This window comes from Nocardia sp. NBC_00508, assembly GCF_036346875.1.
Lineage (GTDB): Bacteria > Actinomycetota > Actinomycetes > Mycobacteriales > Mycobacteriaceae > Nocardia.
In genome coordinates, this window is sequence record NZ_CP107852.1 from 4,166,900 (window position 1) to 4,186,710 (window position 19,811).

Annotated in this window: 20 protein-coding genes; 14 read left to right on the forward strand and 6 right to left on the reverse strand. The window is 65.6% G+C overall.

The window, feature by feature from the left end:
- Positions 1-24: 24 nt before the first annotated feature.
- Entirely contained in the window at positions 25-1,575 is a 1,551-nt protein-coding gene (locus tag OHA40_RS18540; protein ID WP_330228187.1) for an acyl-CoA synthetase, read from the forward strand.
- Between the two features lie 874 nt (positions 1,576-2,449).
- Here the strand turns inward: OHA40_RS18540 and OHA40_RS18545 are convergent.
- The gene (locus tag OHA40_RS18545; RefSeq protein WP_330228188.1) at positions 2,450-3,451 is read right to left on the reverse strand and encodes a sigma-70 family RNA polymerase sigma factor; all 1,002 of its coding nucleotides are present in this window, start codon (positions 3,449-3,451) and stop codon (positions 2,450-2,452) included.
- 185 nt (positions 3,452-3,636) lie between these two features.
- Between OHA40_RS18545 and OHA40_RS18550 the strand changes: the two genes are divergently transcribed.
- The 5 genes from OHA40_RS18550 (at position 3,637) to ehuA (ending at position 7,323) form a co-directional block, all read left to right on the forward strand.
- Positions 3,637-4,056 carry a VOC family protein gene (locus tag OHA40_RS18550; RefSeq protein WP_330228189.1) on the forward strand — a complete coding sequence of 140 codons (420 nt, stop codon included), beginning with the start codon at positions 3,637-3,639 and terminating at the stop codon, positions 4,054-4,056.
- A gap of 246 nt (positions 4,057-4,302) precedes the next feature.
- Complete coding sequence (gene ehuB, locus OHA40_RS18555) at positions 4,303-5,094, forward strand: ectoine/hydroxyectoine ABC transporter substrate-binding protein EhuB (RefSeq protein WP_330228190.1); 792 nt, start codon at positions 4,303-4,305, stop codon at positions 5,092-5,094.
- A gap of 3 nt (positions 5,095-5,097) precedes the next feature.
- Entirely contained in the window at positions 5,098-5,823 is a 726-nt protein-coding gene (locus OHA40_RS18560) for an amino acid ABC transporter permease (protein ID WP_330228191.1), read from the forward strand.
- Entirely contained in the window at positions 5,823-6,500 is a 678-nt protein-coding gene (locus OHA40_RS18565; RefSeq protein ID WP_330228192.1) for an amino acid ABC transporter permease, read from the forward strand. The genes OHA40_RS18560 and OHA40_RS18565 overlap by 1 nt, the downstream gene beginning before the upstream one ends.
- Before the next feature lie 58 nt (positions 6,501-6,558).
- Positions 6,559-7,323, forward strand: coding sequence for an ectoine/hydroxyectoine ABC transporter ATP-binding protein EhuA (ehuA, locus tag OHA40_RS18570; RefSeq protein ID WP_330234255.1), 765 nt, complete (start codon positions 6,559-6,561; stop codon positions 7,321-7,323).
- A 20-nt stretch (positions 7,324-7,343) separates the two neighbouring features.
- On the opposite strand, the gene OHA40_RS18575 is transcribed toward ehuA, so the two are convergent.
- On the reverse strand, positions 7,344-8,126 hold the full coding sequence (locus OHA40_RS18575; protein WP_330228193.1) for a crotonase/enoyl-CoA hydratase family protein: 783 nt from the start codon (positions 8,124-8,126) through the stop codon (positions 7,344-7,346).
- A 59-nt stretch (positions 8,127-8,185) separates the two neighbouring features.
- Here OHA40_RS18575 and OHA40_RS18580 point away from each other — a divergent pair, with 59 nt between their 5' ends.
- Positions 8,186-9,835: an acyl-CoA synthetase gene (locus tag OHA40_RS18580; protein ID WP_330234256.1), complete on the forward strand. Its 1,650-nt coding sequence runs from the start codon at positions 8,186-8,188 to the stop codon at positions 9,833-9,835.
- 73 nt (positions 9,836-9,908) lie between these two features.
- Here the strand turns inward: OHA40_RS18580 and OHA40_RS18585 are convergent, their stop codons facing one another.
- From OHA40_RS18585 to OHA40_RS18600, 4 genes are all read right to left on the reverse strand, one after another.
- Positions 9,909-10,208, reverse strand: a complete 300-nt coding sequence (locus OHA40_RS18585; RefSeq protein WP_330228194.1) for a hypothetical protein — start codon at positions 10,206-10,208, stop codon at positions 9,909-9,911.
- A 50-nt stretch (positions 10,209-10,258) separates the two neighbouring features.
- A complete protein-coding gene (locus OHA40_RS18590; protein ID WP_330228195.1) occupies positions 10,259-10,723 on the reverse strand; it encodes a hypothetical protein in 465 nt (154 codons plus the stop codon).
- A gap of 109 nt (positions 10,724-10,832) precedes the next feature.
- The gene (locus tag OHA40_RS18595; RefSeq protein ID WP_330228196.1) at positions 10,833-11,936 is read right to left on the reverse strand and encodes an acyl-CoA dehydrogenase family protein; all 1,104 of its coding nucleotides are present in this window, start codon (positions 11,934-11,936) and stop codon (positions 10,833-10,835) included.
- 20 nt (positions 11,937-11,956) lie between these two features.
- Positions 11,957-13,150: an acyl-CoA dehydrogenase family protein gene (locus tag OHA40_RS18600; protein ID WP_330228197.1), complete on the reverse strand. Its 1,194-nt coding sequence runs from the start codon at positions 13,148-13,150 to the stop codon at positions 11,957-11,959.
- 257 nt (positions 13,151-13,407) lie between these two features.
- Between OHA40_RS18600 and OHA40_RS18605 the strand changes: the two genes are divergently transcribed.
- The 7 genes from OHA40_RS18605 to OHA40_RS18635 all read left to right on the forward strand — a co-directional run bounded on the left by OHA40_RS18605 (position 13,408) and on the right by OHA40_RS18635 (position 19,755).
- Positions 13,408-13,596, forward strand: a complete 189-nt coding sequence (locus OHA40_RS18605; RefSeq protein ID WP_330228198.1) for a ferredoxin — start codon at positions 13,408-13,410, stop codon at positions 13,594-13,596.
- A gap of 43 nt (positions 13,597-13,639) precedes the next feature.
- Positions 13,640-14,542: a 3-oxoacyl-ACP reductase gene (locus OHA40_RS18610; RefSeq protein WP_330228199.1), complete on the forward strand. Its 903-nt coding sequence runs from the start codon at positions 13,640-13,642 to the stop codon at positions 14,540-14,542.
- A 289-nt stretch (positions 14,543-14,831) separates the two neighbouring features.
- Positions 14,832-15,596, forward strand: coding sequence for an MlaE family ABC transporter permease (locus OHA40_RS18615; protein ID WP_330228200.1), 765 nt, complete (start codon positions 14,832-14,834; stop codon positions 15,594-15,596).
- Between the two features lie 4 nt (positions 15,597-15,600).
- Complete coding sequence (locus OHA40_RS18620; RefSeq protein ID WP_330228201.1) at positions 15,601-16,452, forward strand: MlaE family ABC transporter permease; 852 nt, start codon at positions 15,601-15,603, stop codon at positions 16,450-16,452.
- Positions 16,453-16,499: 47 nt separating this feature from the next.
- On the forward strand, positions 16,500-17,672 hold the full coding sequence (locus OHA40_RS18625; protein ID WP_330234257.1) for an MCE family protein: 1,173 nt from the start codon (positions 16,500-16,502) through the stop codon (positions 17,670-17,672).
- Positions 17,673-17,716: 44 nt separating this feature from the next.
- Positions 17,717-18,697, forward strand: coding sequence for an MCE family protein (locus OHA40_RS18630; RefSeq protein ID WP_330234258.1), 981 nt, complete (start codon positions 17,717-17,719; stop codon positions 18,695-18,697).
- The gene (locus OHA40_RS18635; RefSeq protein WP_330228202.1) at positions 18,694-19,755 is read left to right on the forward strand and encodes an MCE family protein; all 1,062 of its coding nucleotides are present in this window, start codon (positions 18,694-18,696) and stop codon (positions 19,753-19,755) included. Before OHA40_RS18630 ends, OHA40_RS18635 begins: the two co-directional genes overlap by 4 nt.
- Positions 19,756-19,811: the final 56 nt, after the last annotated feature.

Here is a 19,811-nt window from a genome sequence, read left to right on the forward strand (position 1 = left end):
GCTCCGCCTCCTCACCATCCCCCCATGCAGGAGTCAAAGAACATTCTCGGTCTGTGGAACATCGCCGAAGCCGAACCGGATCGGATCGCGATGGTCGATCCGTCGGGCAGGGAGGTGACGTATCGCGAATTGGCAACGCTCGCCAATCGTTACGCCACCGGCCTGCGTGGGCTCGGCCTGAATACCGGCGACGTGCTGGTGAGCATGGTGCACAACTGTGTCGAGGCGATCGCCGCCTATTTCGCGGCCTATCAGTCCGGGTTGTACATCGTCGCGGTGAACTGGCATCTCACCGGGCCCGAGGTCGCCTACATCCTGGGCGACAGCGAGGCGAAGGCGTTCATCGCCAGCGATCGTTTCGCCGCCGCCGCGAAGGCCGCGGCCGATGAGGCCGGACTTCCCGCGACGGCACGGTTCGCGGTGGGCGAGATCGAGGGTTTCAAGTCGGTGGCCTGGCTCGGTGCCGCGGACACCGGTCGTCCGTCCGATCGCAGCACGGGCGCTCCGATGCTCTACACGTCGGGAACCACGGGACGGCCCAAGGGAGTTCGGCGCCCGCTCACCGGCGCCGACCCGGATGTCGTTCCGCCGCACACCGCCGCCTTCTTCGGCCTCTTCGACCTCGCGCCCTACGACGATCACGTGCACATCTGCGGCTCGCCGCTGTATCACACGGCCGTGCTGAACTTCGCCACCATCTCGATTCAGTTGGGCCACAAGCTCGTTCTGATGGATCGCTGGGACGCCGAAGAGATGCTGCGGCTGATCGACAAACACCGGGTGACGCACAGCCACATGGTGCCCACTCAGTTCCACCGGCTGCTCGCGCTGCCGGAGGAGGTGCGCGCCAAGTACGACGTGTCCTCGCTGCGCAGTATGGTGCATGGCGCCGCGCCCTGCCCGCAGGAGACCAAGCGGCAGATGCTCGAATGGTGGGGACCGACGGTCACCGAGTACTACGCGGCCACCGAGGGCGGCGGGACGGTGATCAACGGCGCCGAATGGCTGCGCAAGCCGGGCTCGGTGGGCAAGGCGTGGCCGTGGTCGGTGATCAAGGTGCTCAGTGAAGAGGATGGCTCCGAGGTCCCGGTCGGCGCACCCGGGCTGGTCTACATGCGCATGGGCGCTTCGAGTTTCGAGTACCACCACGACAAGGCCAAGACCGAGGACTCACGCGTCGGCGACCTGTTCACCGTCGGCGATATCGGCCATCTCGACGAGGACGGCTACCTCTACCTGCACGACCGGCGCTCGGACCTGATCCTGTCCGGCGGGGTGAACATCTACCCGGCCGAGATCGAGAACGTGTTGATCACCCACCCGAAGGTCGCGGACGTCGCGGTTTTCGGTATCCCGCACCCGGATTGGGGCCAGGAAGTGAAGGCGGTCGTGCAGCCCGCCGACGACGTCGAGGGCAACGACGAGCTCACCGCCGAACTGCTCGCCTTCGCCGCCACCCAATTGGCGAAGTACAAGATGCCCAAGTCGATCGACTACCTCCCCGAACTGCCGCGCGACCCCAACGGCAAGCTCTACAAGCGCAAACTCCGCGACCGCTATATCCCGGCGAAGTAGTCGAGCCGAGTCAAATGGCGGCTCGATCCACCGCGATAGCCGCCATTTGACTCCGCTCGATGCCCTGAGATCCGTGACGCAACCATAGCCGGTTGACTGCGCTGGGACTGAGGGTGCGCACTCGACTGCGGGAGGGTACGGCACCCAGCGCGCCCAGCACTGCTCCGGTACACCCATGGAGGGTGCTCAACTACGGGGCATCGCCCGAGACTCCCCTGCCCGAGGCTTCGAGTAGTGCCCACCTACCATTGTTTTCCTCTGGCGGTGCTGGGCGCGTCGGGTGCCGTACCCGGCTTACCTCCCGCAGTTGGGTTGGGAACGTGCCACTTCCAGCGTGGTCGACCGGCTGTGGTTGCGTTTAGCGAGGCTGGGTCAGGAGCGTGGTTGCGTGTGGAATCGGGGTTAGTGAAATGGCGGCTCCAGCCACCACGACAACCGCCATTCGACTCGGCTCGATGCCCTGAGATCTGTGACGTGACCACAGCCGGTTGACTGAGCTGGGACCGCACTTGTGCACTCGACTGCGGGAGGTAGGCCGGGTACGGCACTCAGCGTGCCCAGCACTGCCCAGTAAACGCATGGAGGGTGCGCTCGACTGGGGGCACGGCCAGAGATGTCTCTGCCCAAGGCTTCGAGTCATGCCCGACCTACCACGGTATTCCCTTGGCGGTGCTGGGCGCGTCGGGTGTCGTACCCGGCTACCTCCCGCAGTTGGGTTGGGAACGTGCCACTTCCAGCGTGGTCGACCGGCTGTGGTTGCGTTTGAGAGGGCTGGGTCAGGGGCTTGGTTGCGTTGGAGTCGGGTAGTGAAATGGCGGCTCAGACCTAGTATCCGGGCCGCCATTTCACTGTCCTCATGGTCAGCGCGCGCTGGTCAGCTGACTGGCTCGCGGAGTTCCGGTGCGAGGCCGAACAGCGGGAACAGCTTTTCGGTGTCGAGGAAGAAGGTCAGGCCGGCGATGGTGTCGCCGTCGAGTTCCAGCACCGTGATGGACCATGGCACCCATACGCCCGGCTCGGTGCCGGGCTTGTAGTGGCCGAAGGCGGGCAGGCCGTTGGCGCCTTCCAACCGGACCAGTCGCGAGTCGCGGCAGGCGCTTCCGCTGCCGAGCATGAAAGCGGCCACGTTCTCCGGGCCGGAGATCCACAGTTCGATCGGCGGCATGGACAGGGCCACATCCGCTTTCAGCAGGGAGGTGAGTGTGTCCATGTCATAGGCCTCGAACGCCTTGACGAAGTTGTCCACCAGTCTGCGCTGGTCCTCGTCGGTCTCGTCGTAGGTGTGGGTGGCCATCGGCTGAACCTTGGACATGGTGGCCCGCGCCCGCTGCAGCGCGCTGTTCACCGACGCGGGTGACATGGTGAGCGCCTCGGCGGTCTCGTTGGCGGAGAAGCGCAGTACCTCGCGCATGATCAGGATGGCGCGCTGCGTGGCGGGCAGGTGCTGGCAGGCGGCGACGAAGGCCAGGCGCAGCGTGTCCTTCGCGCTGGCGTGCTCGGCCGGATCGGCGCCGAAGGCGAGCGCGTTCGGGATGGGCTCGATCCAGACGTAATCGGGCTGCGGCGCGGGCAGCGGCGAATCCGGCCGCGACGGGCCCGACAGATCCATCGGCCGGGCCCGGCGTTGCGGGCCGTCGAGCATGTCCAGGCAGACGTTCGTGGTGATCTTGTACAGCCAGGATCGGAGGCTGGCACGACCTTCGAACGACGCATAGGACTTCCATGCGCGGGTGAAGGTCTCCTGCACCGCGTCCTCCGCTTCGAAGGAGGAGCCGAGCATGCGGTAGGCGTACGCGCACAGCTCTCTGCGATGGGCCTCGAACGAGGCGAGTACATCGGGAGCGAGGCCCGCGGGGGAGCCGGGCGAGTCGTTCATGGGTGTCACCCTGCCACAGGCCACCGACACAAAACAGGCCTCGAACTCGAGAGGTCGCTACCAATCAAGATCATTAAACCTGTTCGGTTTGTGGGACGTGTCACCTGTTCTGTGGCGATGAGTTCACCGTCGATGGCCCGTCATATCCAGTGACACGAACGGATGCGCTCGAAAGGACGACGCCCATGAGCAGCAAGATGATCTTCATCAATCTCCCCGTCGACGACCTGAACCGGTCGAAGACCTTCTACGAAGCGCTGGGCTGGAAGGTCAACCAGGAGTTCACCGACGACAACGCCGCCTGCATCGTGGTCGACGACAACATCTGCCTGATGCTGCTCACCAAGGATTTCTTCACCACCTTCAGCAAGCGGCCACTGGCCGACACGAAGGTGGCGATCAATGCCGCGTACGCGCTGTCGCTCGGCAGTGCCGCAGAGGTCGACAGCCTCACCGCCGCCGCACTCGCCGCGGGAGCGACCGAAGAGGTGAACGAGGACAAGCGCGCGCAGGAGGCGCAGGTCGGCATGCACGGCCGCACGTTCATCGACCCGGACGGGCACCAGTGGGAGCCGTTCTGGATGGACTACCCGGGCAGCAACTGACATCGGCGCACGGCCCGGTGCCCCTCGCGCCACCAGCCAATTTGGGCGCGAGACGTTTATCGGACTGTGATCTAGGTTACTCTTTCCCGGGTACGAGCAGGGGGGCCCACCTGCGGGACGATGGTCCCGCAGGTGGGGATATGCAGGACGGGAGAGTTTCGGATGAGGGTTGGTATCGGACGGTGGCGGCGCACACTAGCGGTGGCGTTATCGGCCGCGGCGGTCGCCATGTTGGCCGGATGTGGGTTGGGGGGTGATGGTGCCGCGGCGGTCACCTATGCGGAGGCAAAGAGTTCGGGCAAGATCAAGGTCGGCTTCGCCAACGAGGCGCCATGGGCTTTCCTCGACGAGAAAGGCGAACTGACCGGGTACGCACCCACCGTCGCCCGCGCGGTGCTGAAGAAGTTGGGCATCAATGAGGTCGAGGGCGTGGTCACCGACTTCGACGGGCTCATCGACGGGGTGCGGGCGAAGAACTACGCGTTCGTCGCCGCAGGCATGTTCATCAATCCGAAGCGTTGCGAGAGTTCGGATTTTGCGATTCCCGACTATCGGGTGGGTTCCGCGTTCCTGGTGCCGAAGGGCAACCCGCGCGATATCACCCGGTTCGAGGACATCACCAGAGCGAACGTGCGCATCGCGACCTTGGGTGGTGCGGTGGAGAACGGATATGCCGAGAGCTCGGGTGTTCCATCGAATCTGATCGAACCGATGGCCAAGCAGGACGATATTCTGCGCGCGGTGCGCAATAACGATGTATACGGCGGCGCTATGCTGGATGTCACCGCGTCGTGGCTGGTCAAGAACAACCCGGATGCCAACTTGGAGGTCACCTCCTCTTTCCAGTTCAGTGCCAAGCCCGACGTGGGCACGTTCAACTTCCGCCTGGACGATGATCAGTTCCGCGAGGACTTCAACCGTGAGCTGCGTGCGCTGCACGAGAGCGGTGAGTGGCTGAAACTGGTCGAGCCGTTCGGGCTGACTGCCGCGAACGAACCGGACCCGTCTCGCACCACCGAGCAGTACTGCACGGCCTGAGTCTTGTTCGACAACATCGATATCTACTTCGAGCGCATACTCGAGGGACTTCCGTTCACGCTGTGGGCCGCGGTGGGTGGAATCGCGCTCACGGTGGCGCTGTCGTTTGTGGCGGGGATCGCGATGCTGTCGCGATCCCGGCCCGTCCGTTTCGTCACCAGGGTTTATGTCGAGGGGTTCCGCGGCAGCTCCGAGGTCGTGCAGCTGTTCTTCTTCGCGGTGGCGGTCCCGATCTTCTTCGGCGTCTCACTCGGTGCGACGGCGGAGGGTCTGCTGCTCATCGGCGTTATCGTGCTCGGGCTCAATCACGGCGCGTATGGTGCGGAGATTGTCCGCGGCGCGATTCAATCCGTGTCAACTACACAACTAGACGGTGCGATAGCACTGAATCTAAGTCCGCTGCAGCGCATGTGGCGGGTAGTTCTGCCACAGGCTGTGGTCGAGATGCTGCCCTCGTTCAACAATCTGTTCATACAGTTGGTGAAGAGCACGGCGCTGCTGAGTTTCATTGCCACGCCGGAGATATTCAAGAAGGCCGACGAACTGCGGGCCGTGCCGGCGTTCGCCCGTGAGCTCGGCCTGATCTACGCTCTCGAGCTGGTCTTCTACCTGCTGTTCGCCATCGCTGTCACGGTGATCATGCGGGTGCTGGAGCGCCTGGCGGCGCGGCGGGTCGGCCGGCCGCCGGTGCACCGCGCCCGCCGAATGACCATGGGGGTGAGTTCCTGATGTCGAAATGGCGCTGGGATCGGTTCTTCGAAGCCTTCCCCTACATCTGGGACGGGTTGCAGGTCACCATCCAGTTCACGCTGCTCGGCTCACTGGTTGCCTATCTGCTCGGCTTGGCCTTCGCGGTGATCCGGCAACTGCAGATACCAGTGGTGGACCAGTTGCTCTGGGCGTTCATCGAATTGGTGCGCAGCACACCGCTGCTGGTGCAGATCTTCGTCCTGTACTGGATAGTTCGCCCGGACCTGCTCGGCGGGTTCACCATCGAAACGCAGCGGCTGATCGTGGGTGTGACAGCGCTCGGTGTGCACTACGCCTGCTATACCTCGGAGGTCTTCCGGGCCGGGATCGACGCTGTTCCGCGGGGTCAGTGGGACGCGGCAACGGCGCTGAGCCTGCCGCGCGCCAGGGCTTGGACCGGCGTGATCCTCCCGCAGGCGGTGCCGCGGGTATTGCCCGCACTCGGCAACTACACCATCGCTATGTTCAAGGAAGTGCCGCTGCTGTCCTCGATCGTCATCCTGGACATGGTTTATCAGGTCAAGACCGCCTACGCGGCCGACACCGGTGGCGCCGGCCCCGAGGCGTGGTTCGCCGCGGGCTTGACCTTCTTGGCGTTGAGCTATCCGTGCTCGATCTTGGTTCGGAAATTGGAGCGACGTGTCGGAACAGTCTGAATCCCAGCCCACCGCCACCGAGCGTGCCGCGCCGGAGCCGCCCGGTTCCGCGGATGCGATGATCCGGTTCACCGATGTGGAGAAGTACTTCGGCGAAGTGATGTGCCTGAGCGAGCTGAACTTCGCGGTGTCGCCGGGCGAGTTCGTGACCTTGATCGGTCCGTCCGGTTCCGGCAAGACAACGATCCTGCGCCTGCTGATGACGCTGGAGCGGGTGTCGAAAGGCACCATCGAGGTCGCCGGGGAGTACCTCAGCCACATGCACAAGGGCGCCCGGCTGGTGCCCGCGGACGAGGCGCATCTGCGCCGGGCGCGCAAGAAGATCGGCATGGTATTCCAGCAGTTCAATCTGTTCCCGAACATGAATGTGCTGCGCAACGTCACTGAAGGCCCGATCCGCAGTCTCGGCAAACCGAAGGGGGCGGCGGAGGCGCGGGCGGTGGAGCTGCTCGAGCTGGTCGGTCTCTCCGACAAGACGACTGCTCGGCCGACTCAGCTGTCGGGCGGGCAGCAGCAGCGGGTGGCCATCGCCCGGGCGCTCGCCATGGAACCCGAGGTGCTGCTGCTGGACGAGGTGACATCGGCGCTGGATCCCGAGTTGGTGGCCGGTGTATTGCATCTGCTGAAGGACATCGCCGTGACCACTGACATCACGTTCTTGTGTGTTACGCACGAAATGCAGTTCGCGCGTGACGTTTCCGATCGGGTGATGATGTTCGACTCCGGCCGGGTGATCGAGGACGGCGATCCGGAGAAGATCTTCACCGACCCCGATCACGACCGCACGCGGGAATTCCTGCGTGCGGTGCTGGACCGGGCCTGAGCTGTCAGGTCGGCAGGGGCTCAGCTGCCGGTGAAGGTCGGCGTGCGCTTCTGGGCGAACGCCTTCGGGCCTTCCTTGGCGTCGGCCGAGCGGAACACCGCCATGCCGAGCTTGGCGTCGATCTGGAACGCGTCTTCCTCCGGCATGGCCTCGGTCTCCCGGATGGTCCGCAGGATGGCCTGCACCGCGAGGGGGCCGTTCGCGGCGATCTGCCCGGCGAGGTCCAGTGCCTTGTCCAGTGCCGTTCCGTCCGGCACCACGTGCCCGATCAGGCCGATCTCCTTGGCTTCCGCCGCGGTGACGTGCCGACCGGTGAGCAGGATGTCCGCGGCGACGGTGTAGGGGATCTGGCGGACCAGCCGCACCGCCGAGCCGCCCAGCGGGAACAGGCCCCAACGCGCTTCGGACACACCGAATTTCGCGCTCTCGCCGGCCACGCGGATATCGGTGCCCTGCAGGATCTCGGTGCCGCCCGCGATGGCAGGGCCCTCGACCGCCGCGATCAGCGGCTTGGTGAGCCTGCGGCCCTTGAGCAGCGCCTCGATCTTGGACAGATCCCAGCCGCCGCCCGCGAACGAGTCGCCGGGGTGCTGGGCGGTCATCGCCTTGAGATCGGCGCCCGCACAGAACGCGCCGCCTGCGCCGGTCAGGATCGCCACCCGGATGTCCGGATCGTTGTCCACCTGGTCCCAGGCGTCACGCATGATCGCCATCATCTCCGCCGACAGCGCGTTGCGCGCCTCGGGCCGGTTCATGGTGACGATGAGGACATGGTCGCGCTTCTCGACGAGGCAGTGCGGCATTGCTGATTCTCCTGACTAGAGCCTTGTCAGAAACAGTAACACGTTCTATTTTTATGGCTGTGAGCCACAACATAGCGGACCTTGTCGAACACGCCATCGACCTGATGCCCGACCGCGTCGCGCTGGCCGACGACGGCCGCGAGGTCACCTACGCCCAGTTGGAGGAGCGGGCCAACAAACTCGCTCACTACCTGCAAGAACAGGGAGTCCAGCCGGGCGAAAAGGTGGGCATCTACTCACGCAACACGATCGAGGCCGTCGAGGCCATGGTCGCGATCTTCAAGGCGCGGGCCGTGATGATCAACGTGAACTTCCGATATGTCGAGAACGAGTTGCAATACATCTTCGACAACTCGGACATGGTCGCGCTGATCCACGAGCGTCGCTACAGCGACAAGGTCGCCGCGGTTCGTGCGAACACCCCGATGCTGCGCACCGTCATCGTCGTGGACGACGATACGACCGGCACGGTGGCGACCGCAGCGGATTCGGTGGAATACGAGGCGGCGCTCGCGGGTGCCTCGGGTGAGCGCGACTTCGGCGAGCGATCCCCGGACGACCTGTACATGCTCTACACCGGCGGTACCACCGGCATGCCCAAAGGCGTGATGTGGCGCCAGGAGGACGTGTGGCGTGTGCTCGGTGCCGGCATCAACTTCGTCACCGGCGAATACGTCCAGGACGAATGGGAATTGGCCAAGGTCGGGGCGGGCAGTCCGCCCATGGTGCGGTGGCCGATTCCGCCGATGATCCACGGCGGCGCGCAGTGGGCGACGTTCCACAGCCTGTTCGGCGGGGGCAAGGTTGTGATGATCCCGGAGTTCTCGGGGCACGGGGTGTGGCAGGCGATCGACAAGCACAAGATCAACCTGATCTTCATCACCGGCGACGCGATGGCGCGCCCGATGCTGGACGCGCTGATCGAAGGCAACCCGGAAACCGGTCAGCCCTACGACCTTTCGAGCCTGTACGTGATGGCCAGCAGTGCGGCGCTGTTCTCACCCGCCCTCAAGGACCAGTTCCTCGAGCTGCTGCCGAACCGGATGATCTCCGACTCGATCGGATCCTCCGAGACCGGTTTCGGCGGGCTGTCCATCGTGGCCAAGGGCGCGACGCACACCGGAGGCCCGCGGGTGAAGATCGACGCCTCCACCGAGGTGCTCGACGAGGACGGAAACCCGGTGCAGCCCGGCTCCGGGCAGGTCGGCATCCTGGCGCGGCGCGGGCACATCCCGCTCGGCTACTACAAGGACGAAGCCAAGAGCGCGGCGACATTCAAGGAGTTCAACGGGATTCGCTACGCCATCCCCGGCGACTTCGCCAGGGTCGAGGAGGACGGCACGGTCACGATGCTCGGCCGTGGCTCGGTCAGCATCAACAGCGGCGGCGAGAAGATCTACCCCGAGGAGGTCGAGGGCGCGCTCAAGACGCACCCGGAGATCTTCGATGCGCTGGTGGTCGGCATCGAGGACGAACGCTGGGGCCAACGGGTGGTCGCGGTCGTGCAATGTCGCGGCGGAAACCGGCCGACCCTCGAGGAACTGCGGCCGATGCTCACCCAGGAAATCGCCCCGTACAAACAGCCCCGCAGCGTCTGGTTCGTCGACGAGATCAAGCGCTCCCCGGCGGGCAAGCCCGACTACCGCTGGGCCAAGGAGCAAACCCAGGCCCGTCCCGCGGACGACCACCTCGAGGCGAATTCGAAGTAGACCCCCGGCGACCGGTCGGGCCCCGCGCCCTCGCAGCGGCCCGACCGCGGCATCCGGCATGACACCCCTGGAGTCAGCGTCGACGATCGGTCTGCCTCGGATGCCCGGTCCCGGCGAGGGGCAGGTACAGAATCCGGTTGGCGTCGTCGATCGCGTACCAGATCCGGCCGCCACCGGTGATCTCATATTGCCATTGCTCCAACTCCGCACCGCCGAGCTTCACCGACCCGAGGTCGTACTTCAGTCGATGCTGCCGCGAAGGATTCGCGGCGCTTCGCGGGTCGCTGGTGATATCGACCCAGGCTCGATCGAGGTTGCCGGGTGCTTGGGCGAGCAGCTCGGCCCATCCTCGCGCCGCGTTCAGATTGTGCACCACAACTCGCCAGGGATTTGGGCGCGGAACCTCATCGCCTCTGTGGAGTTTCATTCCGCACGTCCCGGACGGGATACCTCGCTGAAGTCCGACGGGTCGAACGGTCCGGCCAGTCGATGTGCCAATTCCGGCTGGGCGTATATCTCGGCTGTGTGCTGCCAGGCGACGAGATCCCGGGCGAACGGGGTGAACAGTCCGGTATCGGCTCCGGCAATCAACTGATCCAGCAGTTCAGCGGCCGCCTCGGCGCGACCGGTGTCCGGTAGCCATTTCAGCCAGGGCAGTTCTTCCTCGAAGACTTCCTCCGCCAGGCTGCGGTTCGATTTGGCGATGATGGCGATGGTTCGGGCGAGCAGGCGCAATGCCGTCTCCTTGGCCTCGAAGCGTTCGGAACGAGACAGCACCAGATTCTCGGCGTCGCGGCGCTCCAGTATGACGTCGGCATCGGCCAAAGCGGGAAACACCGATGTTTGCTTGCGAATCAAGTCGCTGAACGGGAAGCTCTTTGCGGTCATACGCCTACTTTACTCCACTTCTGAAGTAGTTCAGTATATGGGTCTAATCGGCGAACTCGGCACGGTAGTCGGCCCGTCATGGCGGCGGGCGGACTCGGTGGTATTCCCTTCAGGCGGGGGTACCGGCCAGCATGGCGCCGAGGGCGCGCAGGTGGTCGGTGCCCGTGCCGAGGGCGAACTCGTTGTGTTTGGCGGCGGTGAAGTAGTTGTGCGCGATGTGGTCGCGGTCGATGCCGACGCCGCCGTGTATGTGGACGACGGTGTGCGCGACGCGGTGGCCCGCGTCGGCGGCCCAGAACTTGGCGGTGTGCACGGCCTCGGCCGCGGGCAGGTCCTCCGACAGCAGCCATGCGGCCTGCGTGACCGCCAGGCGCAGGCCTTGGACGTCGATGTATCCGTCGGCGAGACGCTGGGCTACGGCTTGGAAACTGCCGACCGCTTTGCCGAACTGTTCTCGCTCCCTCGCGTATTCGGCGACCAGGTCGAGCGCTCGTTCCAGGGTGCCCAGCTGCATGGCGCTCAGCCCCAGCCAGGCGCGGGTGAGGATCCAGTCGAGGATCTCCGCACCGCCCTCGACGGTGCCGATCAATTCGCCGGGCGTATCGGTGAGTTCGACCGCGAACTCCGGGCTGCGGTCGACGACCTGCTGCGCCGTCACCGCAGCCGCCGCCGGGTCGACCAGGAAGACCGCGGTGGTGCCGGATACCGTGGCGGGAACGAGGATTCGCTCGGCGCGGTTCGCGTAGGGCACGGTCGTTTTGGCGCCGGTGAGCCGCCAGCCTTCGTCGGTCTCGATCGCGGTGGTGGTCGGCGTGGCGGGTTCCCAGTTGCGCTCCTCCGCCAGCGCCACGGTGAGGTTGACCCGACCCGCTCCGGCCTGGGTGGCCAGATCCTGTTGCGCCGCATCGCCGAAGCGGGCCAGCGCGCCCGCGCCGAGGGCGATGGACCACAGATACGGCACGGCCGCGACGTGCTTGCCCAGCTCGCGCAGGATGGCGGTCTGCTCGAGTGGGCCGAGGTCGCTGCCGCCGACCGACTCGGGCAGCGCCGCCGCGAGCACGCCGGTCTCGGCCAGTGAACTCCACAGCGGCTGGTCGAATCGCTCGTCCGCGGTGTCGAGTTCGCGCAATCGGTCAGCGGTGACCAGTTTGCCGCACACCTCGCCGGTGAGCCGGGCGAGATCGAGTTGGGCTTCGGTAGGGGTGAAATCCATGGTGGTCTTCCTGCTTTCGATCAGCGCGCCGCGGCAGGCTGCTTGAGGGCGGTCATCGCGATGATGTCGCGCTGCACCTCGTTGGTGCCGCCGCCGAAGGTCAGGATGAGGGCGGCGCGATGCATTCGCTCCAGTCGTCCGCGCAGTTCGGCGCCGGGGGAGTCCTGGCGCAGGTACGCCTGCGGACCGAGCACCTCCATGAGCAGCCGGTAGGCCTCGGTGGCGAGCTCGGTGCCGTACACCTTGCAGGTCGAGGCGTCCCACGGCCGCGGAGCCGCGTCACCGCCCGCGTCGGCCCGGCTGGCGATCTCCCAGTTCAGCAGCTTGAGGTATTCGACCTTGGCGTGCACCCTGGCCAGGTTGAGCTGCACCCACTCCCGGTCGATCACCCGGGAGCCGTCACTGGCCTTGGTGTTGCTCGCCCACTCGACGGTCTGGCGCAGCGCCAGCCCCAATGGCCCGGCGGAAGTCAGCGCCACGCGCTCGTGGTTGAGCTGGTTGGTGATCAGTGCCCAGCCGCCGTTCTCCTGACCGACCAGCGCGCTCGCGGGCACCCGGACGTCTTGGTAGTACGTCGCGCTGGTGTCCGGTCCCGCCATCGTGTGCACCGAGGTCCAGGAGAAGCCCTCGGCGGTGGTCGGCACGATGAGCATGCTGATGCCCTTGTGCTTCTTGGCTGTCGGGTCGGTGCGCACGGCGAGCCAGACGTAGTCGGCGTAGGCGATCAGGCTGGTCCACATCTTCTGGCCGTTGATCACGTAGTCGTCGCCGTCGCGCACCGCGGTGGTGCGCAGGCTGGCCAGGTCGGTGCCCGCGCCCGGCTCGGAGTAGCCGATGGAGAAGTGGAGTTCGCCCGCCGCGATCTTGGGCAGGAAGAACTTCTTCTGCTCCTCGCTGCCGTAGTGCATGATCGTCGGCGCGACCGAGTTGATGGTCAGGAAGGGCACCGGCGCGCCCGCGATCGCGGCCTCGTCGGTGAAGATCAGCTGGTCCATGGTCGGGCGGTCCTGGCCGCCGTACTCCTTGGGCCAGCCCAGTGCCAGCCAGCCGTCGTGGCCCATCTGCTGGACGACTTCGCGGTAGACGTTGCCCTGCCCGTACTCACCGGTCTGCGCGCTGAGCGCCTCCTTGCGCTCGGGGGTGATGAGCCGCGCGAAGTAGTCGCGCAGCTCCGCGCGCAGCTGCTCCTGTTGCGGCGTGTACGCAATGCGCATGGCAATACCTCTTGGGGGATGGTCAGCCGACGGAGCTTGCGGAGTCGGCGGGGTGGGTTGGACTTGGGGGTGGTCAGCCGACGGAGCTTGCGGAGTCGGCGGGGTGGGTTGGACCGAGCCTTCGTTGGATCGGGTTCTCCCGATCATTGCATATGGACTGAAACATGTTCCAGTATTGATACCGAATCCCCGATGGCGCTTCGACCGGGCCGATCGGCTTGTTAGGCTTCTGCTGGAGCTGTGGTAAAGGAGTTGCCATGAAGATCAGTGTCGATCTCGACCAATGCGAAGCGAATGGAATCTGCGTCGGAATCGCCCCCGACGTGTTCGAACTCGATGACGAGGACGTGCTGCACATCGCGAACGCCGAGGTACCCGCCGATCGGCTCGCCGACGTCGAGGACGCAGTCGCGCAGTGCCCCAAGGCCGCGTTGCGGCTGCAGTGAACGACCCTTGCCGTAAGTTGGAACACGTTCTAGAGTCGGCCGCGTGAGCAATGATCTGAGCCTTGCGGGCCGAGTGGCGATCGTGACCGGCGGCGGCGCCGGACTTGGGCGGGCCGAAGCGCTCGCGCTGGCCGGGGCCGGCGCCTCCGTGGTGGTCAACGACATCGCGGACTCGGACGCGGTCGCCGACACGCTCGCCGAAATCCGCGCCTTGGGTGCCAAGGCCGAGTTCGTCGCGGGCAGCATCGCGGAGCGGGCCACCGCCGACGCGCTGATCCGCACCGCCGAGGAATCCTTCGGGTCGGTCGACATCGTCGTCAACAACGCGGGTATCACCCGCGACCGCATGCTGTTCAACATGTCCGACGAGGACTTCGACGCGGTCGTCGCGGTGCATCTGCGCGGCCATTTCCTGTTGTCGCGCAACGCCGCCGCATACTGGCGAGGAAAGTCCAAGCAGACGGGCGCCCCGGTGTACGGCAGGTTGGTCAACACCTCCTCGGAGGCGGGCTTGCTCGGCCCGGAGGGGCAGGCCAACTACGGTGCCGCGAAGGCGGGCATCACCGCGTTGACCCTTTCGGCCGCGCGAGCGCTGTCGCGCTACGGCGTGCGCGCCAACGCGATCGCGCCGCGTGCTCGAACCGCGATGACCGAGGCGGTGTTCAGCCCCGCCCCGGAGGGGGGTGTCGATCCGCTGTCGCCGGATCACGTGGCGCGGCTGGTGGCCTACCTCGCCTCGCCCGCGGCCGATGCGGTCAACGGGCAGTTGTTCGTCGTCTACGGGGGGATGGTGGCGCTCATGGCGGCTCCGGTAGTCGAACGCCGGTTCGACGCCGCCGATGGGCAATGGTCGGGGCGGGATCTGGCAGACATGCTGGGCGGCTACTTCGCCGATCGCCCGGCGGAGCGGACCTTCTCGGCCTCCGCCCTGATCGATCTGGGCTGAGCGGCGGCTTGCCGCGGGTGCGCTACTGATCAGCTGTCCAACTGTTGATCGGGGGATCGGCGCTTGGTAGACATGGGGACTGGGTATGTCACGCTTCACAGAGGTGGGATCATTCCCGGGTGAAACCGGTGTCAATTTAATATGTCGATCTTTCGAGAAAATGCACGTCAAAAGTGTGAAAAATGCTTCCGGCAACACGGTGAACATGTTCTAATCGTTCCGGCGGTGCGGCCACGGTTGAGATTCGCGCCGTGCGCCGTGTACGTCGGTTGAGCAAGGAGGATCGCGGATGAACGAGGTCCTTGCCGTGCCGTTGCGGGCCGTTGGTGGATTCTTCGAACTCATCGCCGACGTCGCACGTTCCAGCGTGCGCCGACCCTTTCAATGGCGTGAGTTCATCGACCAATCCTGGTTCATCGCGCGAGTATCGATCGTCCCGACATTGTTGGTGGCGATTCCGTTCACCGTTCTGGTGAGCTTCACGCTGAACATTCTGTTGCGCGAGATCGGTGCAGCCGATCTCAGCGGCGCGGGCGCGGCATTCGGCTCCGTTACTCAGGTGGGGCCGATCGTCACCGTGCTCATCGTCGCAGGAGCAGGCGCCACCGCGATCTGCGCCGATCTCGGCGCGCGCACCATCCGTGAGGAAATCGACGCCATGCGGGTGCTCGGCATCAACCCGGTGCACCGCTTGGTGGTGCCGCGCGTGCTCGCGTCGATGTTCGTGGCGCTGATGCTCAACAGCCTGGTGTGCACGATCGGCATCGTCGGCGGGTTTCTGTTCTCGGTGTATCTGCAGGATGTGAATCCCGGTGCATTCGTCAATGGCATCACGCTGCTCACCCATCTGCCCGAGCTGATCATTTCCGAGGTGAAAGCCGGGTTGTTCGGGCTGATCGCCGGGCTGGTCGCCTGCTATCTGGGCCTGAATGTCAAAGGTGGACCCAAGAGTGTCGGTGATGCGGTGAATCAGACCGTAGTCTTCGCCTTCATGGCCCTGTTCGTCGTGAACGTGGTGGTCACTGCCGTCGGCATCAAGTTCACGGCGCGGTGACCCGATGGCCTTCGTAATCCAATCCCGCTTCCCCCGGACCATTCGGCGTGTGCGCCGGATGTCGGACTCGCTCGATTCGGTGGGCAAGCACGCCGTGTTCTACGGCCGAGCGCTGGGCTCCATTCCGCGGGCGCTGGTGCACTACCGCACCGAGACGGTCCGCCTTATTGCCGAAATCAGCATGGGCACAGGCGCTTTGGCGGTCATCGGCGGCACGGTGGTGATCGTCGGATTCCTCACGCTGTTCGCGGGCGGCACCATCGCGGTGCAGGGCTACAGCTCACTGGGCAACATCGGCGTCGAGGCGCTCACCGGTTTCTTCGCGGCGTTCATCAATGTCCGCATCGCGGCGCCGGTAATCTCCGGCATCGGTCTGGCCGCCACCATCGGGGCAGGCTCCACCGCGCAGCTGGGCGCGATGCGGGTGGCCGAGGAGATCGACGCGCTGGAGTCGATGGCGATCCGGCCGGTGCCGTACCTGGTCGGCACTCGTGTGTTGGCCGGGATGATCGCGATCGTCCCGCTCTACGCGCTCGCGGTGATCGCCTCGTTCCTGGCGAGCCGGTTCGCCACGGTGGTGATCTACGGGCAGTCAGCGGGCGTCTACGACCATTACTTCTCGACCTTTCTCATCCCCAGCGACATTCTCTGGTCATTCGCCCAGGCGATCTTCATGGCCTTGGCGGTCATGTTGATCCACACCTACTACGGCTACAACGCCGCGGGCGGGCCGGTCGGCGTCGGTGTCGCGGTAGGCAACGCGGTGCGGGCCTCGCTGGTCGCGGTGGTCACGGTGACCCTGCTGATCTCGCTGGCCATCTACGGCACCTCCGGCAACTTCCATCTCTCCGGATAAGCGAAATGGCGGAATCGAAGCAAACGGAAAGCCACTTCCTGCGGGCGATGCGCGGCGGGCTCGGGCTGAAACTCGCGGGGGCCGCGATGGTGCTCGCGCTGGTCGCGATCGTGGCGGTCTCGTTGATCATGTTCGTCGGCGGGTTCACCCCCACGGCCACCGTGATGGTGGACGCGCCGCGCAGCGGCTTGGTCCTCGACCCGGATGCCAAGGTGAAGATCCGCGGTGTCGAGATCGGCCGTGTCGCGTCCGTCGACAACACCGCCGAGGGCGCCACGCTGAAACTGGCCCTCGATCCGGAATTGCTGAAGCTGGTGCCGTCCAACGCGGAGGTCGACATCAGGTCCACCACGGTGTTCGGCGCGAAATACGTCAACTTCATTGTCCCCGAACGGCCTTCGGCCACCCCGCTGAGCGCGGGCGCGACCGTCACCGCGCAGCGGGTGACCGTCGAATTCAACACGCTGTTCCAGCATCTGTCCGACGTACTCGCCAAGATCGAGCCGGAGAAGCTGAACGCGACGCTGTCCGCGCTCGGCACCGCATTGCAGGGCCGGGGGCAGAAGCTGGGCGACTTGCTCGCGCAGAGTGACGCCTACCTGCGTGACATCAACCCGTATCTGCCGACGCTGCAACAGGATCTGGCGAAGACCAGCGACGTGACCAACCTGTACGCGGACACGGTGAACGACCTGCTGCGCACGGTGGACAACGCGACGGTCACCAGCCACACGTTGGTCGAGGAGCAGAACAATCTCGACAACGTGCTGGTGAACCTCATCGGACTGGCCGACACCACCGGTTCGGTCCTGCGCGACAACGAGAGCCAGCTCGTCACGGCGCTCGATCTGCTGCGTCCGACCACCGGGCTGCTCGAGGAGTACGCGCCCGCGCTGTACTGCCTGATCGGCGGCCTGGGCAAGGCGCTCCCGATGGGCGAGGCGGTCTTCGGCGGCCTGCAAGAAGGCGTCGCGCTGAACACCGGCTTCATGTACGGCGCCAAGCCCTACACCTATCCGGAGGACCTGCCCAAGGTCAACGCGACCGGCGGCCCGCGTTGTGCAGGTCTACTGGACCGGGTGCCGGGCAGCCACGCGGACTATGTCGTCACCGATACCTCGGAAGGTCTCGTGTACGCGCCGTCGATGATGCTGACGGTGAATCCACCGAAGATCTTCCAGATCCTGTTCGCCGGACTGCCGGGGGTGCCGCGACCGTGAAAAACACCGCGACGACCATAAAATTGGCCATCTTCACCCTGGTGATGACGCTGGTCTTCGCCGGACTCGCGGTCGTGTTCAGCCAGGTTCGCTTCGCGCGGGAGAACGGCTATCACGCCGTGTTCACCAGTTCCTCCGGCATACTGCCCGGTGCGAAGGTGCGCATCGCAGGCGTGCCGGTCGGATCGGTCGCCTCGGTGAAGGTCGGCAAGGACTATCTGGCGCATGTCGAGTTCGACGTCGACCGCAAATACCGGCTGCTCACCAGCACGCGCGCGGCGATCAAGTACGAGAACCTGGTCGGTGACCGCTATCTCGAGCTGGCCGAGGGGCCGGGCTCGAATCGGGTGCTGCAACCGGGCGGCACCATCCAGAAGGAACAGACCGCGCCCGCACTTGATCTGGACATGCTGCTGGGCGGGTTCCGGCCGCTGCTGCGCGGCTTGGACCCCGGACAGGTGAACGACCTGACCAACGCGCTGTTGCAGGTCTTCCAGGGCCAGGGCGGCACCCTGGTGTCGCTGCTCAACAGCGGCGGTTCGTTCGCCAAGACGCTGGCGGATCGGGACGCGCTGATCGGCAGCGTGATCGACAACCTGAACACCGTCTTGCGGACGATCGATGAGCGCGGTGACCAGTTCGCCACGACCATCGCCGAATTGCAGCGTCTGGTCAGCGGATTGGCCGCCGACCGGGACCAGATCGGCGACGCCATCCCGCGCATCGCGGGCGCCACCGGCGACCTGACCGACCTGCTCGCCCAGGCCCGTCCCGACCTGCAGGGCACCATCGAGCAGACCGGACGCCTGGCCACCAACCTCGACGCCGGGTCCGACACCGTCCAGTGGGTGCTGGAACGGCTGCCGACGACCTATCGCCAGTTGATCCGGATCGGTTCCTACGGCTCCTTCCTCCAGCTCTACGTCTGCCAGACGAACTTCCTGGTGGACGGCCCGAACGGACAGACGATGAAGATCAACATGCCTGGTGCACAGACGACCGGAAGGTGTGCGGACGAGCGATGAACCAGCAGCGATCTTCCGCCACCACCATCGGCATCGTCGGCCTCGTGCTCGCGGTGGCGGTGGCGCTGTCGGCACTGCAATTCGACCGGCTCCCGTTCATCCGCTCCGGCGCTACATTCACCGCCTACTTCGCCGACGCGGGCGGCTTGCTGCCCGGCGACTCGGTTCAAGTCGCGGGCGTACGCTCCGGACGGGTCGAAAAAGTCAGCCTGGACGGCGCCAAGGTACTCGTCCGATTCACCCTGGCCGAGTCGATCGTGCTGGGTGAGAAGACCTCGGCGGCGATCAAGACCAATACCGTGCTCGGGCGCAAGTCGCTCGAGGTGACGCCGTCCGGTCCGGGCGCGCTGCGTGCCGACGACACCATTCCGCTGGACCGCACCACCTCGCCGTATTCGCTCAACGAGGCACTGAGCGAGCTGGCGGGCACGGTGCACGGCTTGGATCTGGACCAGGTCGACCAGACCCTCGACGCGCTTTCGACGACGTTCGCCGACACGCCGGCGCCGTTGCGCTCGGCACTCGACGGGGTGACCGCGCTCTCGCGCAGCATCAACGCGCGCGACCAGGCACTGTCGGATCTGTTGAAGCGGGCACAGAACGTGACGAGGATCCTCGCCGACCGGGGCAACCAGATCAACGCGCTCCTGCTGGACGGCAACGAGTTGCTCGGTGAGCTGGACCGGCGGCGCACCGCGCTGGGGCAGCTGATCGTCTATGTCAACGGACTCGCCCAGCAACTGTCCGGCCTGGTCGCCGACAACGAGGCACAACTGAAACCGGCACTGGACAAGCTGAATTCGGTGCTGGCCCTGTTGCAGCGGAACAAGCAGAACATCGCCGATGCGCTGGAGGGGCTCGGCCCGTTCGCCGCCGCGCTCGGCGAGCAGGTCGGCAGCGGCCCGTATTTCCAGGCGTATGTGGTCAACGCCGCGAGCAAGACGCTCCAGCCGCTGGTGGACGCGCTGGTGTGGCCGCAGCACCTGCCGAACGATCTGCAGAGCTACCTCACGCCGTTCCCGTCGATCGAACCCGCGATACAGGAGCCGCCGCGATGAGTGCGGAATACCCGTCCATCCTCTACCCGTCTCGAGTCGTCGATAGATCGGCCTCG